This is a genomic window from Limnohabitans sp., from assembly GCF_036804465.1.
GTDB lineage: Bacteria > Pseudomonadota > Gammaproteobacteria > Burkholderiales > Burkholderiaceae_C > Limnohabitans.
This window is the reverse complement of sequence record NZ_DAIRSK010000003.1, coordinates 1-16,244: the sequence shown is the minus strand read 5'-3', so window position 1 is coordinate 16,244 and position 16,244 is coordinate 1. Positions and strand designations below refer to the sequence as shown.

General features: G+C 52.9%; 15 protein-coding genes and 1 pseudogene. 6 read left to right on the top strand and 10 right to left on the bottom strand.

What is annotated here, in order from left to right:
- Nucleotides 1-18: 18 nt before the first annotated feature.
- Nucleotides 19-1,740 (bottom strand): ShlB/FhaC/HecB family hemolysin secretion/activation protein, encoded by a 1,722-nt coding sequence (locus tag V7Q41_RS02155; protein WP_333842191.1) that lies wholly within the window; start codon nt 1,738-1,740, stop codon nt 19-21.
- 108 nt (nt 1,741-1,848) lie between these two features.
- Here V7Q41_RS02155 and V7Q41_RS02150 point away from each other — a divergent pair, with 108 nt between their 5' ends.
- From V7Q41_RS02150 to V7Q41_RS02140, 3 genes are all read left to right on the top strand, one after another.
- Nucleotides 1,849-3,750 (top strand): sensor histidine kinase, encoded by a 1,902-nt coding sequence (locus tag V7Q41_RS02150; protein ID WP_333842189.1) that lies wholly within the window; start codon nt 1,849-1,851, stop codon nt 3,748-3,750.
- Nucleotides 3,747-4,508: a response regulator transcription factor gene (locus V7Q41_RS02145; protein ID WP_333842187.1), complete on the top strand. Its 762-nt coding sequence runs from the start codon at nt 3,747-3,749 to the stop codon at nt 4,506-4,508. Before V7Q41_RS02150 ends, V7Q41_RS02145 begins: the two co-directional genes overlap by 4 nt.
- Nucleotides 4,509-4,604: 96 nt before the next feature.
- A complete protein-coding gene (locus V7Q41_RS02140) occupies nt 4,605-5,111 on the top strand; it encodes a hypothetical protein (protein WP_333842185.1) in 507 nt (168 codons plus the stop codon).
- On the opposite strand, the gene V7Q41_RS02135 is transcribed toward V7Q41_RS02140, so the two are convergent.
- Both V7Q41_RS02135 and V7Q41_RS02130 read right to left on the bottom strand, forming a co-directional pair.
- The gene (locus V7Q41_RS02135) at nt 5,089-5,388 is read right to left on the bottom strand and encodes a hypothetical protein (protein ID WP_333842182.1); all 300 of its coding nucleotides are present in this window, start codon (nt 5,386-5,388) and stop codon (nt 5,089-5,091) included. The genes V7Q41_RS02140 and V7Q41_RS02135 overlap by 23 nt on opposite strands.
- Before the next feature lie 21 nt (nt 5,389-5,409).
- Nucleotides 5,410-6,063 (bottom strand): DsbA family oxidoreductase, encoded by a 654-nt coding sequence (locus tag V7Q41_RS02130; protein ID WP_333842180.1) that lies wholly within the window; start codon nt 6,061-6,063, stop codon nt 5,410-5,412.
- 70 nt (nt 6,064-6,133) lie between these two features.
- Here V7Q41_RS02130 and trxA point away from each other — a divergent pair, with 70 nt between their 5' ends.
- Entirely contained in the window at nt 6,134-6,466 is a 333-nt protein-coding gene (gene trxA, locus V7Q41_RS02125; RefSeq protein ID WP_333842178.1) for a thioredoxin TrxA, read from the top strand.
- Between the two features lie 208 nt (nt 6,467-6,674).
- Nucleotides 6,675-7,937, top strand: a complete 1,263-nt coding sequence (rho, locus tag V7Q41_RS02120; RefSeq protein WP_100134378.1) for a transcription termination factor Rho — start codon at nt 6,675-6,677, stop codon at nt 7,935-7,937.
- A 49-nt stretch (nt 7,938-7,986) separates the two neighbouring features.
- On the opposite strand, the gene V7Q41_RS02115 is transcribed toward rho, so the two are convergent.
- Both V7Q41_RS02115 and V7Q41_RS02110 read right to left on the bottom strand, forming a co-directional pair.
- Nucleotides 7,987-10,410: a DNA internalization-related competence protein ComEC/Rec2 gene (locus V7Q41_RS02115; protein ID WP_333842174.1), complete on the bottom strand. Its 2,424-nt coding sequence runs from the start codon at nt 10,408-10,410 to the stop codon at nt 7,987-7,989.
- An 81-nt stretch (nt 10,411-10,491) separates the two neighbouring features.
- Entirely contained in the window at nt 10,492-10,896 is a 405-nt protein-coding gene (locus tag V7Q41_RS02110) for a surface-adhesin E family protein (RefSeq protein WP_333842171.1), read from the bottom strand.
- 216 nt (nt 10,897-11,112) lie between these two features.
- Between V7Q41_RS02110 and V7Q41_RS02105 the strand changes: the two genes are divergently transcribed.
- Complete coding sequence (locus V7Q41_RS02105) at nt 11,113-11,568, top strand: RidA family protein (RefSeq protein WP_333842169.1); 456 nt, start codon at nt 11,113-11,115, stop codon at nt 11,566-11,568.
- Nucleotides 11,569-11,609: 41 nt separating this feature from the next.
- Here the strand turns inward: V7Q41_RS02105 and V7Q41_RS02100 are convergent, their stop codons facing one another.
- From V7Q41_RS02100 to V7Q41_RS02080, 5 genes and pseudogenes are all read right to left on the bottom strand, one after another.
- Nucleotides 11,610-12,653, bottom strand: a complete 1,044-nt coding sequence (locus tag V7Q41_RS02100) for a rod shape-determining protein (protein ID WP_333842167.1) — start codon at nt 12,651-12,653, stop codon at nt 11,610-11,612.
- A 165-nt stretch (nt 12,654-12,818) separates the two neighbouring features.
- Nucleotides 12,819-13,010 carry a hypothetical protein gene (locus tag V7Q41_RS02095; protein ID WP_333842164.1) on the bottom strand — a complete coding sequence of 64 codons (192 nt, stop codon included), beginning with the start codon at nt 13,008-13,010 and terminating at the stop codon, nt 12,819-12,821.
- A 192-nt stretch (nt 13,011-13,202) separates the two neighbouring features.
- Nucleotides 13,203-14,345 (bottom strand): annotated as a pseudogene (locus V7Q41_RS02090) (branched-chain amino acid ABC transporter substrate-binding protein).
- Between the two features lie 42 nt (nt 14,346-14,387).
- Nucleotides 14,388-14,834 (bottom strand): DNA polymerase III subunit chi, encoded by a 447-nt coding sequence (locus tag V7Q41_RS02085; protein ID WP_333842161.1) that lies wholly within the window; start codon nt 14,832-14,834, stop codon nt 14,388-14,390.
- The coding region (locus V7Q41_RS02080) for a leucyl aminopeptidase (protein WP_442918780.1) at nt 14,831-16,244 on the bottom strand (1,414 nt) is incomplete at its 5' end. The genes V7Q41_RS02080 and V7Q41_RS02085, both read right to left, overlap by 4 nt.

Below are 16,244 nucleotides of genomic sequence, written 5' to 3'. Positions count from 1 at the left end.
CGCGCAGCGATGGGATTCTTAAAAAGCCACGTTTGCGTTAAACCAAACACGGGTTTTGACCAAGGTGCCATCTTGGTCAAGACCCAAGGGCGTGGGGTTGGGGTTGTTTCCAATCCGCCTAGCCAGAGTCACTTTGAGGCTGATGGCGGGAGATGCGATGAAGCCATAAGCCAAGCCGTAGCCTTTGAGGGCATATTGATTCAAAGAAGGGGCGCCTGAATAATCGTTATGGGTGTTGATGGTCACACGGCCATAGTCATAAAAACCAGTGAGTGTGCTGGACGCACCCCATCGACTACGCAGTTCAAGATTGGCAAGTTGCCCCTCTGAACCGCCCGCTTCACTGGTGGGATAGGCACGAACACCGTACATACCACCCAGATAAAACTTCTCTGAAGAATCCAAGTTTTTATTTGCACTTTGACCGTTCACAGAAGCGTAAAGAGAGAACACGCGGCCTAGCTCTTGGTCTCTTGCAAACGCATACTTGAGCTTATTGAAGTTGCCCGCAGTTTTCGTCGTGGCGGCATCTGACGATTGCGTTGCTGATTGACTCAGATCGATGAAGCCTTTGGTGGTTGTCAGACCCAGCGAGGTTTTGCCACCGCCCAAAAACGCGTCAGCAAAGCTGCCGTTGATGCCTAAATTAACCAAGCGGCTTTGGTAATCAGAGGCTGTGGTTGATTGCGTTTGGTTGATGTAGTGTTTGCGATCAACCGCTAACTGACCATTTAGGTTGGACTGCCGTGTTCGTAGGAAGGGATAGAGCGCATCAACACCATAGGACTGCGCTGTACCTTTTGCCTGTAAGGCGTTGTAGTCCTGAGAAATTAATTTGTATTTCAAATGAGATGTGTTGAGACCCACACGCCAACCTGAATAACCGACTGGCGCAGCTTGTGCAAGTCGGATGTACTCACTGCCCTCGGTGGCAAGTAGGTTGATAGACATCTGATCCCCTATGCCCCATGGACTATTGAGCATCCAATTGGCAGCGATGCGATTTTTTCCAGTTGACCTCGCACCTGAGTTATCCGCAGAAACATCCACCTTCATCCTCGGTGCATCTTGCAAAGAAACGACCAGGTCTGTTTGACCATTCAAACCGCCCTCAGCGTAGCGGCCTTGTATTTGAACGCCAGCCAAATCTGAAACCAAAGCCAAAGCTCTTTCAATCGATTTGGAATTGAGTTTTTCACCGGACTTTTGGAAGTTGTCAATCGTCTCAAGAATGCGTTTTGAATCGACCAATTTAGACGCCGCACCATCGACTTGCACTTTTCCAAAATTGGCTTCAACGATTTCGATGGTGACCAACCCATTTTGAATATCTTGAGGTGGCAGGCTGGTTCTGACGACATAGCCAGCAGCCCTATAAAAATCTGCGACAGCAACCGATGCCAACTCTAATTCTGAAAAATCAATCGAACGATGAAGAAAGCTGTCTGTCACCGCAGCAATGGTTGCTGATGGATAAATTGTGTTTCCGACAAAAATAAATTGCTTCACCGTCAGCTTTGGCCCACCCAGATTCTTTCGCTGTATTGGCTTGGGAGCAGCAGGAACAAATACATCTTTGGGTGTGTTGAATTGTTTTTCTCGATTGATCAGCTGTTGCAAAGAACCAGCATCAGGCGATGTTTGTGCCAAGCTTTGCGACACCGGTAGCAAACAGCCAGCGATGACAAAAGCAAAAGCGTAAAACACCTTCCACATGAAATAGCGCGAAAAAAATGTCATACAGAGCACACCAAAGTCCAAATTAACCGCGTTTATATCAACGCGTCTAGCGGTGAGCTTGCAAATAAATGTAAGGAATTGAAATTCAGTTACGTAAGATCACCGACCATGAACCAGTGGAATTTGAGCAAAATCATCTGTAGCGCCGTCACGACAGCATGGCTGCTGTGCGCCCCTGTACAAACCAACGCTGCACAGAGCGCCCATTCGCCATGGGGCAATTTAGAGGTGATGGTTGATGCCACGCGAAATAAGAATTTGGAAGAGGTGACCCAGTCCACCTTCATGCCTTTTGACGCATCGCAAAAGTTCCCTTTTTCGCAGAGTGTTGTTTGGCTTCGTTTCACACCAGAGATCAAGAATTCGACGGAGCAAGATCTCTATTTAAAAATACTACCTGCCTTGGTCACAGAGGTCGCAGTTTATTTACCCTCAACAAAAAATGCCAGCGGATGGGACATGCAATCCTATAAGTTAAGCAACTTGACAGCACCGATTCCTTTTGGCTCAACGGCATTGGAACAAGATATTTATGTTCGTGTCATCTCTTCTCTCGATGCCAGAATTCTCCCCATCGTTGATCTAAAAGAAAACATTAACTTGCTGCAAAGAAGATCAGAGGCATACATTGTCTGCATCGTTACGATTCTTTCAGTGGCGGCCCTACTGACCCTAGCTCGATTTGTCATTGGATTTAATTTCTTTAGCTTGGCGCTTTTTTCCTTTTTTATATGCATAGCCATCGCTTGCTTATCAACATCAGAATTATTGAGTCTGTTTTCTGATTGGCGTATTGATCATGCAACAGAAATGTTCCCTATAGCCTTGACGGGATCTATTTTTAGTTTCTTTGCAGTCTGGCTGATGCTCGCCAACAATCTTTTCAATGGTGGCCGATGGATCAAAGCTTCATCCATATTTTTCTTGATCTTTGGTTTGATTTTTATTGGCTCATTCTTTGACGCAAATAAAGCAATTACAGCGCTAGAAATTGCAAGAATTAACAGTGCTTGGATATGCGTGGTCTTGTTAGTTTTACAAGCCATTCAATCGCGGCACCTCCTTGAAAAAAAATCTGAAAAATTGATCTTCTTTTTTTTAGTCGTCATTGCAATACTTCCACTTCCAAGTGCTGGAAATTTTTACAAACCAATCATTGATGCATTCAAAGGCGATGATTTAAACCAAGCAGATTTATTATTTCTGCTGCGACCCTTGCTGTCTTTGATGCTGTTGTCCCTCGCTGCGTGGTCTTTTGAAAAGCTCAGAAGCGAAAGAATTTCATCACTTAAATCAGAACTCAACCAGACCAAAACCAATTTAGAGAGCGAATCCTCAAGATTAGATTTGCAAAAGAAATTCACAGCCATGCTGACGCACGAACTAAAAAATCCGCTCATGGCCAGCCAAATGGCACTTGGCAGCATTCGCGACCGCCTCCATGAAGAAGATCCCTCCATCCACAGAGTGAACTCCATAGGTCACTCGCTCCAAGAAATCGACACCATCATTGAGCGCTGCGCTGAAATAGACAAATACGAGCAGGGCTACATCCCACTGGTCATTGAAAAATTCCCTTTAGGTGATTTGGTGTGCATTGTCAAAGCGTCGCACCCAAGTGAGCGAATTTATTCCATCGTGCGCGGCACTGATGATGACTTGATGTTGCGCTCTGATATTTACTACATCAAGTCCATATTGAATAACTTACTTACAAACGCTTTGAAGTATTCAGTGGCTGAAAGCCTTGTCGAGTTGAAACTTGAATACAAGCACAACACATTCAAGAGTGAACTCTGCTTGAGCGTTTCAAACGAAGTCACAGACGAGACAAAGCCTGATGCGATACGCGTTTTTGAACGCTACTACAGATCGGAATCAGCCAAACAGCAATCTGGCGCAGGGCTTGGGTTGTGGCTTGCGCAATCCATGGCACATGCTTTGGGCAGCCATATTCATTTAAGAATAGATGGCTCTTGTGTTCGTTTTGAATTTTCCATACCCGCATGAATACACAAGACCCTCCTTCTCATGAGGCGCTGCCATTGCAAGAAGCAGCTCCTCTGCCCTCTGTTTTATTGGTCGAGGACAACCTGCGCGTGAGCGATGAGTTAGCACTCGTCCTCGAGTCTGGGGGTTACGCCACACGGTGCGCTTTCGATGGTGAACATATGCGCTCTTTGTTGGCTGTGTATACGCCAAATATCGTGATGCTCGACTTGAATTTACCCAGCGAAGACGGCATCAGCCTGTGCAAGTGGTTGAGGGATGTTTACCCAAACATTGGCATCGTCATGTTGACGGCACGCGTCATGGGAAGCGATCGCACCGAGGGTTATCAAGCGGGTGCGGATGTGTATCTCACAAAACCTACACGCCCAGAAGAAATATTGGCTGTCATTCGTAATTTACTCCGACGCAGCGAGAGGTCAGGCTCAACTGCAAAAAAAGAACCGTCGTGTTGGTCGCTGCATTTGAAGAGCATGTACCTGACTTCACCGGAGTCAGACGTCTTGAGTCTGACGCCTAAAGAGACTGTGGCTCTCAAAACATTGGCTCAATCATTGAGTCACTGCACCTACGAAGACCTCATCGATAAGTTAGGCGGCGAAACCAGTCAGTCGGCCTTCGACAAAGTGCGTCTGGAAGTATTGATTAGTCGATTGCGAACAAAGCTTTTTAATTTTAAAGAACAAGCCTTTGAAATTAAAACCATTCATGGCACTGGGTACAGGCTCACAACGGCGCTGGTCGTGCGGGAACGCTAACAATCGAATAGTTTTTATAATTTTAGAAGCTCATTCGATTCCCACTATTTTTCTTGACCCTCTCAAGAAATGCCCCGCCCAAACCGATAACGAGGTATGGCTGAAGAAACATCACAAGCAACGCAAGACCCAACCAGCACCCATGCGGTGCCAGAGGATATTGCTGTGCCCGCTGAAACCTTGCCTGCTAGCGAAGCGCAAACAGCCCCAGCCCCAGCCGCGCCGACGACGCCTGCAACGCCCCTTGAGCCAGATGCCATAGAGCCCTTCATCGCCAAAGCATTTGAAACCATACAGCATGAGGTTGAGGATCATGTGTTGAGCCAATTCTTGCGAGCCCACATCAAAACATTTCGCGAAGAATGGGATGCCATGTCCGACACCGCCAAAGATGCGTATGTGCACATGATGACCTCGCAACTGGTACAGCGCAAGGCTGCAGGCACGCGCATCAAAAATTACGAGGCGTACATATTGCCTGTGCCTTCAGCACAAACCACTTTGTTTGAGTCGATCCAACAAACACAGGTCAAACCCAAAAAACGACAACCCGTGCTGCTGATGCCGCCTAATTTACGGCCTACCTATGCTTTGAAGAAGTAGTTTTGGCTTTTAAGTAATCAGCCAAGCCTGCATTGTTGAGATGCACCCCAGCAATGCCGCTGTCTTTGGCCACAGCGCCGCGAATTTGCTTGATCAACAAGTTCTTCACATCGCCTTGCAAAGCTTGCGTGCGCAGCGCCACATACAACACTTGCGCTTTGACCTTGTCCATCTTGGCTTCAGACATGGCTTGCAACCACAAACCATCGTCACGCTTGCCGGCTTCAAGCTCACGCAAGACCAAGGCGCGAACCATATTAGATGAGGAATCAGACATTTGTGAGCTCCGAAAAAAGGGTCAGTCCTCGGCGGCCGCGCTCATGGCCTCCACCATGCCTTGCAACAAAGTTTCACCTTCATGCGCCCCAGACAGTCCCACTTGTCGGTTGAAGATGAAAAACGGCACGCCAGAGATGCCCATCTCACGGGCGGCTTTGTCACTGTCAATGGTTTGGCTGTGCAGTTCTGAGTTTTGCAAATGCGCTTCAGCGTCTTTGCGGTCCATTCCAGCGGAGACGGCAATATCCATCAGCACGGATGCTTCTGTCAGATCGCGACCTTCTAAAAAATACGCGTTGAACAAAGCCTCCACCATGGCGTCTTGCGCCAAGCCAGGCTCAGACACGGCAATCAGGCTGTGCGCCACGACGGTGTTGGGTTGACGGATGATTTTGTCAAAGGCAAAGACAATGCCCACCTCTTTGCCTACCGAGGCAATGTGTTCGTATTTGGCAACGCCACCCGCGCCAAATTTACCAAATACATAATCCGCGCGCGACATACCTTCGGGAGGGATGTCGGGGTTGAGTTGGAAGGTGTGCCACCTCACTTGAGGGTCCACATCGGGGTACTGAACTGCTAAAAGTGCCAAAGCGCGCTCTAAACGTCGTTTGCCGATGTAGCACCAAGGACAGACGACATCTGACACAACATCGATGGTGAGAGTTTTCATGGGGATACTTGGTTTCTGCCACAATGCCCCAACTGTAGCTCTATCGCCAACTAAAAGAGGAACTAAAACCATGGCCAGCGATTTGATCAAACACATCACCGACAGCAGCTTTGAAGCCGACGTGCTCCAAGCCGACAAACCCGTATTAGTGGACTATTGGGCCGAATGGTGCGGTCCTTGCAAAATGATTGCACCTATTTTGGACGAGGTGGCCACGGCCTATGAAGGCAAGCTGCAAATCGCCAAGATGAATGTGGACGAAAACCGTGACATCCCAGGCAAATTGGGCATCCGTGGCATCCCCACCCTGATGGTGTTTAAAAGCGGACAACTGGCCGCCACCAAAGTGGGCGCGATGAGCAAAGCCCAATTGACCGCCTTCATCGACCAGCAATTGGCCTGAAGTCCAACTCACTTCCCATCCAAAAAGCCTGCAGATTCTTTGATCTGCAGGCTTTTTTCCTGCCATAATCTGGTTTGAATTTCCCTTGGGGCCTTACCCGGCCGCTTGGATCCCCCTTCAGGGCTTTAATTCCGGTCTAGAGGTATTTCTCACCTCGCTGCGACCTCCCCCCTATTTTTTTAACGAACTCCCCCATTGGAGTCCCAAGATGCATCTGAACGAACTCAAGGCACTGCACGTGTCTGAAGTGCTGAAACAAGCCGAAGAACTCGAAATCGAAAACACAGGCCGCATGCGCAAGCAAGAGCTGATGTTTGCCATCATCAAAAAGCGTGCACGCGCTGGCGAACAAGTGTTTGCCGATGGCGTGCTCGAGATCTTGCCTGACGGCTTTGGCTTTTTGCGCAGTCCTGACACCAGTTACACCGCCTCGACAGACGACATCTACATCAGCCCCAGCCAGGTGCGCCGCTTCAACCTGCACACCGGCGACATGATTGAAGGCGAAGTACGCATTCCCAAAGACGGCGAGCGCTACTTTGCCCTGACCAAGCTCGACAAGGTCAACGACGACCTGCCTGAGAACAACAAACACAAGGTCATGTTTGAGAACTTGACCCCTCTGTTCCCACGCGAACAGATGAAACTCGAGCGCGAGATCAAGGGCGAAGAAAACATCACTGGCCGCATCATCGACATCATTGCGCCCATCGGCAAAGGCCAACGTGCCTTGGTCGTGGCGCCACCCAAGAGCGGCAAGACGGTGATGATGCAGCACATCGCCCACGCGATTGCGGCCAACTATCCTGACGCCCACATGATGGTGTTGCTGGTGGACGAGCGTCCCGAAGAAGTGACAGAAATGCAACGCTCGGTCAAAGCCGAAGTAATTGCCTCCACCTTTGACGAACCTGCCGCCCGTCACGTCCACGTGGCTGAAATGGTGATCGAGCGCGCCAAACGTTTGGTGGAACTGAAAAAAGATGTGGTCATCTTGCTTGACTCCATCACCCGCCTCGCCCGTGCTTACAACAACGTGGTGCCTTCATCCGGCAAAGTGTTGTCAGGCGGTGTGGATTCCAACGCTTTGCAGCGTCCCAAACGCTTTTTTGGTGCCGCCCGAAAAGTGGAAGAAGGTGGCTCACTCACCATCATCGCCACCGCCCTGGTGGACACGGGTAGCCGCATGGACGAAGTGATTTTTGAGGAATTCAAAGGCACGGGTAACTGCGAAATTCACCTTGACCGCCGCTTGTACGAAAAGCGCGTGTTCCCCGCCATTCAACTCAACCGCAGTGGCACACGCCGCGAAGAGCTGTTGCTGCCCCCAGAGATTTTGCAAAAGACCCGCATCTTGCGCCAGTTTATGTACAACATGGATGAGATCGAGTCCATGGAAATGGTGTTGAAGAGCATGAAGGCCACCAAGTCCAACGTCGAGTTCTTTGACATGATGCGTCGCGGCGGATAAGGCCTGGGTTGCGCAACTGCCCCAACCTTCTCCCTGCCAGGGACGGCCTTCACAAGTTGTGCTGCCAGTAACGTGGGTTTTGAGTTCGCTCACATTGCACGAATTTGGGCTGCTCGCTACGCCAAGTCGACGCACCACAACGAGGCGTCTGTATCACTTGAACGCCTAAATCGCTGTAACGCCTCAACACATCCGGCCTAGGATGACCAAAGCGATTGCGGTAGCCCGCTTGCACAATCGCAACCGAGGGCTGTACCGCTTCTAAAAAGGCTTGCGTGGATGATGTGGCGCTGCCGTGATGGGGCACCAGCAGCCAATCGGCTTGCAGTGTTTGGCCGCTTTGCAAGAGACTGTGTTCTTGCGCAGCTTCGATGTCACCTGCCAACAGCGCAGACGCATGGCCAGCGCTGACGCGCAACACGCAACTCAGCGCATTGGGTTTGGGTGTGCGCTCGTAGTCAGCCGCACTCGGGTGCAAAACCTCCAAGCGCACACCATCCCACATCCACGATTGGCCGCGCTCGCAACGCTGCATGCTGCGCAGTTGTTGCAGCGGGTGTTGTGCGGGGATGGAAGTCAATACATCCGCTTGCGGCTGCATGGCCATCACCGCAGGAGCGCCCCCGCTGTGGTCGCTGTCTTGGTGGCTGATAACGATACGGTCTAGCTGTTCACCCGATGCGCGCAGCAGCGGCACAAGCACGCGTTGGCCTGCATCGGTCTCAGCCGAATAGCGCGGACCCGTGTCGTAGAGCAGGCTGTGGTTGGCGGTGCGCAGCAAAACCGCATGGCCTTGGCCCATATCGGCAGCCACCAGTTCAAACGTGCCGTGCGCGGGACGCTGCGTTTGCCAGCTGAGCAGGGGCAGCACCAAAGCGACGCCAAAACAACGTAACCACACAGACACACGCATGGCCCATGTGCCCATACCCACCAACGCAGCAGCCCCAGCCCACAAGGGCGCAGCAGGGGCTGACCATTGTGCCCATGACAATCCCGCACAGGCTTTCAGCCCCCACACCAACAAGTGGAGCGCCTCACCCGCCAAGCTCCACGCGATTGGCAACAACAGCCCCAACATACACAGCGGGGTGACCACCAAAGTGACCCACGGCACAGCCAGCAAATTGGCAAACAAACCAACCACAGACACTTGGTGAAACAGCAGCAAACTCAGCGGCGCCAAGCACACACTCATCAGCCATTGTTCGCGCCACATGCGTCGCATGGCGGCCCAAAGAGAGCTTGCAGGCTCTTGCACACCCGAGGCAAACAGCACCCCCACCGCCACAAAGCTCAGCCAAAATCCAGCTTGCATCAACGCCCAAGGGTCCAGCACCAGCACCACCGCACACACGGTCAACCACACTTGCATCAAGGGCCAGCGAAGGCCGTAGCAGCGCAACAGCGTGACCACACCCAACATCCACACCGTGCGCTGCGCTGGCACACCCCAGCCTGTGAACACCTCATACGCAAGTGCCACCAGTGCCGCACACACACTCGCAGCAACAGGCGCAGGCAGCCACAAGCTCCAAGGCCGATGAGGCGACCACACATCGCTCCTGCGCCAGAGCCAGCCCACGCCAAGTGCTGCCAGCCAAGCAAGGCCCGTGATGTGGAGTCCTGATATCGCCATGAGATGCGCCACACCCGTGGCGCGAAACACATCCCAATCCGCACGATCAATCGACGCTTGGTCGCCCACCAACAAGGCTGCCACAATGCCCGCTACCGCGCGGTCGGACACTTGCCCATCAACGGCGCTGCGCACCCGCTGACGTAAGCGCTCCACAGGATGCGCCCATGTGTGCCCCAGCCATTGGGGCGATACGTCTTTGGCACTGGTGCGCACATAACCCGTGGCCTGCAAGCCCTGCTCCCATAGCCACAGTTCATAGTCAAATCCGTGCGGATTGATGTGGCCATGCGGCGCTTTGAGGCGCACAGCCATTTGCCAACGGTCACCTGGCTGCAACTCAGCTGGGGGTGAGCGAAGCCTGCCTTCAGGGCTGCTATGCCCACCCGGGGCATAGAGCCGGTTGCCATACCAGCCCAGCAGCACTTGCGGTGGCAGCGCCACCTGCGTGCCGTCCAGCTCCCGAGCCGACTCCACCTCCAAGCGAAACCGCGCACTGTCCTCGCCCCGCTGCGGCAAATTGGCCACGATGCCCACCACCTGAAGGGTGCGGCCTTCAAGCGCAGGGTTCAAAGCAGTTTGCAAATAGTGGCTGCCTCTTGCGCCCGCAAGTGCAAAAGCGAGGCTGCAAGACAGCGCAAACCAAGCAGCGGTTTGCCAAACATCGGCGAGCCCATCAGGATTCCAACAGCGCGACAGCTGCCAACTCGCCAGACAGACCGCAGCAGCAGTCAATGCCCAATAGCCTTCAACAGCCCAAAGCTGAGGCTGCTGTAACTGCAAGGCCGTGCCCGCAATCCAGCCCAACGCCCCCGGTGTGATGAGAGAAAACATGGCCGCATGTTCGGCCCAACCATGCAACTCAGGCGCTATGGCCACTCACAAGTTCAAAGGCTTCACCCATCTTTGGAGGGATTAGCCTGCAGCTCCCCGAGGCCCACATATTTCTTTTTTCAAAGCAGCCATGTAGGTATTTGGGCGAATCGGGTACTCCCGCGGGCGAAACTCAGCCACATCGTCTGAGGCCACTTCTTTTCCCTTGCCCATTTGCTTGTCAAAATAACTCACCGACAGGCGCACCACCGTGTCGTTCTTGCAGTACATGCGCACGCGCAACATCATCGACTTGTAATTTTCCCCACTGGGCGTTTTGTCGCCTTTGGGCAAATCAGTCAACACCCAGGCATAACGGGACACATGCACGGGCATGACAGCTTCTTTGTCAAAGTAATACGTGATGTCATCGTCCTTCACCAGCTCGCTCCACTGGGCCGAAGCAGGCGCAGCCCAAGCCAGCAAGCTGGCAAGCACGAAAGCCACAACAGAAAAATGACGTGAACACATGAGGGGCAACAAAGGTAGTTTGACTTGCTGAGGGAATCGACGCAGCCGCGCAAAACTTGAGTCAACATGCGCTCTGATCAGCGCATCGCTTGGGCGCACACATCATGCTGAGTGTCTTGCTAGACTTCTGCTTGGGTATCGGTGCCGCACGGCACAACTTCACCTCAAAACTATTCAAAACAAGGCATCCATATGAACGTTTACGACCAACTCCAAGCGCTGAACATCACCCTCCCCCCCGTGGCTGCGCCCGCTGCTGCTTATGTGCCTTTTGTGCAAACAGGCAACTTGGTGTTTTTGAGTGGCCACATTGCAAAAGTTAATGGCAACGTGTGGACAGGCCAATTAGGCAAAACCATGCAAACGGCTGAAGGCGCTTTGGCGGCTCGCGCCGTGGCTGTGGATTTGTTGGGCACGCTGCAAGCTGCCGTGGGCGACTTGAACCAAGTCAAGCGCATCGTCAAAGTGATGAGCTTGGTCAACTCAAGCTCCGACTTCACCGACCACCATTTGGTCACCAACGGTTGTAGTGAGCTGTTTGCCCAAGTGTTTGGCGACAAGGGCGCACACGCGCGCAGCGCATTTGGCGTGGCGCAGCTGCCTTTGGGGGCTTGTGTGGAAATTGAGTTGATTGCCGAGCTGGCTTAAAGAAAAGTCGCTGGCACCTCAGCCTAGGCGGTTGGCGACAATCAATCGGGGGTAAAGATGCCGTTCACGCTGTGCAGCTGATCCAACGCCATGCCGCAGCCGCGTGCCACACAGGTCAGCGGGTCTTCGGCAATCAGCACAGGCAAGCCGGTTTCTTCAGAAATCAAACGATCCAAATCGCGCAACAAAGCACCACCGCCAGTCAACATGACGCCGCGCTCAGCAATGTCAGAGCTCAACTCGGGCGGTGTGCGCTCCAAGGCCATCTTGACAGTGGACACCAAGTTGTTGAGCGTGTCGGTCAAGGCTTCCAAAATTTCGGTGGAACTGATGGTGAAGCTTTGTGGAATGCCTTGGCTGAGGTTGCGCCCCGTGATTTCCATCTCCATGACTTCGCCAGTGGGGAAAGCCGTGGCAATTTCTTTCTTGATACGCTCTGCCGTTTGCTCGCCAATCAGCATGCCAAAGTTGCGGCGTATGTAATTGACGATGGCTTCGTCAAACTTGTCGCCACCCACGCGGGCGCTGTTTTTGTAAACCATTCCCCCCAGCGACACAATCCCCACCTCGGTGGTGCCGCCGCCAATGTCCACCACCATGGAGCCACATGGCTCTGTCACGGGCAGGCCCGAGCCAATCGCAGCAGCCATGGGCTCTTCAATCAGGTACACCTCTGAGGCGCCAGCACCCAAGGCAGATTCGCGAATTGCGCGCCGCTCAACCTGTGTGGAGCCGCACGGCACGCAAATCACAATACGTGGGCTTGGTTTGAACAACATGTTCGGATGCGCCAACTTGATAAAGTGCTTGAGCATGACTTCGGTCACGGTGAAATCGGCAATCACACCGTCCTTCATGGGCCGAATGCATTCAATCCCCGCTGGCACCCGACCCATCATGGCTTTGGCTTCATTGCCCACTGCCAAAACGGAGGTTTTGCCATACATCTTGCCGTCTTTTTTGATAACCACCACGGAAGGCTCGTTGACAACGATGCCGTGTTCTTTTGTATAGATCAGGGTGTTGGCCGTGCCTAAATCAATGGCAATATCGGTCGAGAAAAACTTGGTGAAATTAGGTATCAAAATAACCCCGTGCGAAGGTGTAACCGCGGGATTATCTGTAATTCAAGTCATTCAGTCTATAAGCGGGTGCGGCTTATTCATCGATGATTTAGGAATAAATTTAGCTATTTAGAATTCAAATAAAAAGGGCGCCTGAAAGACGCCTTTTTTTAACAATGCGTTGGCTCACGCTTTGACAGCGCGAAATCCTGAGTACATACGCGATGCCGGACGGCTTCGCTGCTCGGCTTCCTGGGCCAATTGAGCACGCAGACGATCAAAGGTTGCTTTGATGCCGGTGTTTTCGTTAGACACGATTTTGAAACGACGCTCGACGGCAACATTAGGTGATTCGATCTGAACAACTGATTTATCCAATTGAGGCTCCAAATAACTGAGTCAGAAATCAACGCATCAGACTTTCATTTGGTGGACACAAAATACAAATAAAAAAGAATCAAATCAAAAATAAAATCATAAGTGCTTGATTTTTATTGATTTAAACGAAGAAAAAAATAAAAAAACCACCCGCAGGTGGTTTTAAAAAATATTGATATTAATTAAAAATAATTATCTTACAACAGCAATTTGATCGCGCTTACCGGCCTTGAATGTGTAGAGGGTGAGCGCACCATTCTTGATGTCACCCTTGGCATCGAATGAAATCATGCCAGTCACACCTTTGAAACCATTGGTCTTGGCCAGTTCTGGCAAGTACTTGTCGGGCTCGCTGGACTTGGCGCGTTGCATGGCGTCCACCATCACAAACACCGCGTCATACACATAGGGTGCATACAGCTTCACGTCGTCGTTGAAGCGTTTTTTGAACTTCACACCAAAGTCGTCCATCCCCTTTTTCAAGGCACCGTCAACGCCACCAGCTTCTGCACACACCACTTGGCCATCGGCCATGGCATCACCCGCGAGCTTGATCATCTCGTTGGTTCAAATGCCGTCACCCCCCATGAATTTGGCTTTGATGCCCAGCGATTTCATTTGCTTCATCATCGGGCCGCCCACCGCATCCATCCCGCCAAAGAAGATGATGTCGGGCTTCTTGCCTTTGAGCGTGGTCAAGATGGGCATGAAGTCGGTGGCTTTGTCGGTGGTGAACTCATGCGCTACCAAATTACCGCCTGCCGCCTTGACCGCTTTTTCAAACTCTTCAGCCACGCCTTGACCATAGGCCGTGCGGTCATCAATCACTGCAATGGCCTTGCCTTTGAGATCTTTCACCGCGTAGCGTCCCAAGGTGCCACCCAAGTGCACGTCATCCGCCACGACGCGGAAAGCGGTTTTGTAGCCTTGGCGGGTGTACTTGGGGTTGGTGGATGAAGGCGAAATTTGCGGAATTCCGGCATCGCTGTAAATTTTGGAGGCGGGAATGGTGGTGCCTGAGTTCAAGTGGCCAATCACACCGCTGACTTTGGCGTCAACCAATTTTTGCGCGGCAGCCGTGCCTTGCTTAGGGTCAGCCGCGTCGTCTTCGGTGAGCAATTCGAGCTTGACCTTTTTGCCGTTGATGCTGACGCCTTTGGCGTTGAGCTCTTCAATGGCCAAACGGGCGCCCCATTCGTTGTCTTTGCCCAAGTGCGCGATGGCGCCACTGACTGGGCCCACATGGCCAATCTTCACCACAAGTTCTTGCGCTAGGGCGAGGTTGCTGATGGTGACCAAAGTTGCCACGGCCGTCAATTTGAATGAGAGGTGCATGCAAAAACTCCTAGAAGTTAAAAAAAGATAGCCACAAAAAAATCAGGCAGAAGTGTCCTTCAACTTTAAATCATGACGGGTGATGGAATACCCGCGATCGGCATAGTGCTTCCAGCGTTGGCGCGCGTGCAGACGGTCCTCGTCATCCAGCGTGACCACTTCGATGGTGCGCTCAAAACGCTCGTAGCCCGCTGCGACCTCATGCCCCAAATTCAACAGCACCTGATGGTGGGGCAGCTCAGGCCCGCCATCAATGCGCGCGGCCAACACCACTGGCGAAGCCATGAGTTGCTCAGCCGGGCTGCCCGCGCGGCAATGCGCCACAAACTCAAAGGGGGAAAAAGTCCACAGCAGGGTGTCTAATGCTTGCAACGAGGCGGGATCACCCGTCACCACCACCCGCGCATCGCTGGCCAAGGCCTTGCGCAGCAAACGGCAGGCGTAGTGCAGTTTGTCGGGTGCGTTGAAGTGAAAAGCGATTTCGGTCATTTGGCCGAGGTCGTGCCCAATAAATAGTGCAGCAACAAGCCCACAGGACGACCCGTCGCGCCTTTGGCAGCGCCACTCTTCCAAGCCGAGCCAGCGATGTCTAAGTGAGCCCAAGGGTAGTCTTTGGCAAACCTTTGTAAGAACTTGGCAGCGGTGATGGCGCCCCCATCGCGCCCTGCCACGTTGGCCACATCGGCAAAGTTCGACTTCAGGCCTTCGGCGTACTCATCGTCCAGCGGCAAGCGCCAGCAAGGATCCAGCGCAGCCTCGCCAGCAGCCAACAAGGCATGGGCTAATTCATCTGAGGGCGAGAACAAACCACTGCGCACATGACCCAAAGAAATCACGCAAGCACCCGTCAATGTGGCAATGTCAATGACCGCACGAGGCTTGAAACGTGTGGCGTAGGTCAAGGCGTCACACAAAATCAGACGGCCTTCGGCATCGGTGTTGAGCACCTCAATGGTTTGGCCGCTCATGCTGGTGATCACATCACCGGGCTTCAAGGCAGTGCCGTCGGGCATGTTTTCGCAAGTGGGAATCAGCCCCACCACGTTGATGGCTGGCTTCAACTGCGCCAGCGCCTCAAAGGTACCCAACACGCTCGCTGCGCCACACATGTCAAACTTCATCTCGTCCATAGCCGCGCCAGGCTTGAGTGAGATACCGCCCGTGTCAAAAGTAATGCCCTTGCCGACCAACACAGTGGGCGCGACAGTTTTGGCAGCACCCGTGTACTGCAACACGATGAAGCGCAAAGGCTCCACCGATCCGCGCGCCACCGCGGCGAAAGAGCCCATGCCGAGCTTGTCAATGTCTTTGGGTCCCAGCACTTGGCAGTGGATACCGGCCTTCTTACCCAAAGCTTTGGCCACCTCGGCCAAATGCGTGGGCGTGGCGTGGTTGGCAGGTCGATTGCCCCACTCTTTGGCCACAGCCACCCCCGCCACTTGGGCACGGGCGAAGTCAAATGCGTGTTTGGCGGCTTTGGTCATCTCCGCCGTTGGCAATGCCAAGGTGACACGTTTCAAACCGGATGCTTTGGCCGATGGCTTGGTGGCTGTGTAGACATAACTGGTATCGGCCAGGGCTTGAGCGGCGGCTTGCAGCCGATGTTCACTGGCCTGCGTCAAACACAGCGTGATGTGCGCTGGGTTAACGGCTTTGAGCGTGGCCACAGCCGCAGACACGGCCTGACGCACCATGCGGGCGCTGCCGTCACCGCTTGAGACCAACACCAAGCGAGGCGCGCTCACGCCTTGGGGGCGCCACACGTCTAACAGTTTGGCGGGCGATTCATCTAAATCGCCGCTTTTGCGTGCCTCAGAAATAAGTTGTGCCAAAACACTTTTGGCGGGCTTGTCCTTGGCAGATACCAAGATAATCAACGCATCGGTTTTATGCGTGGCT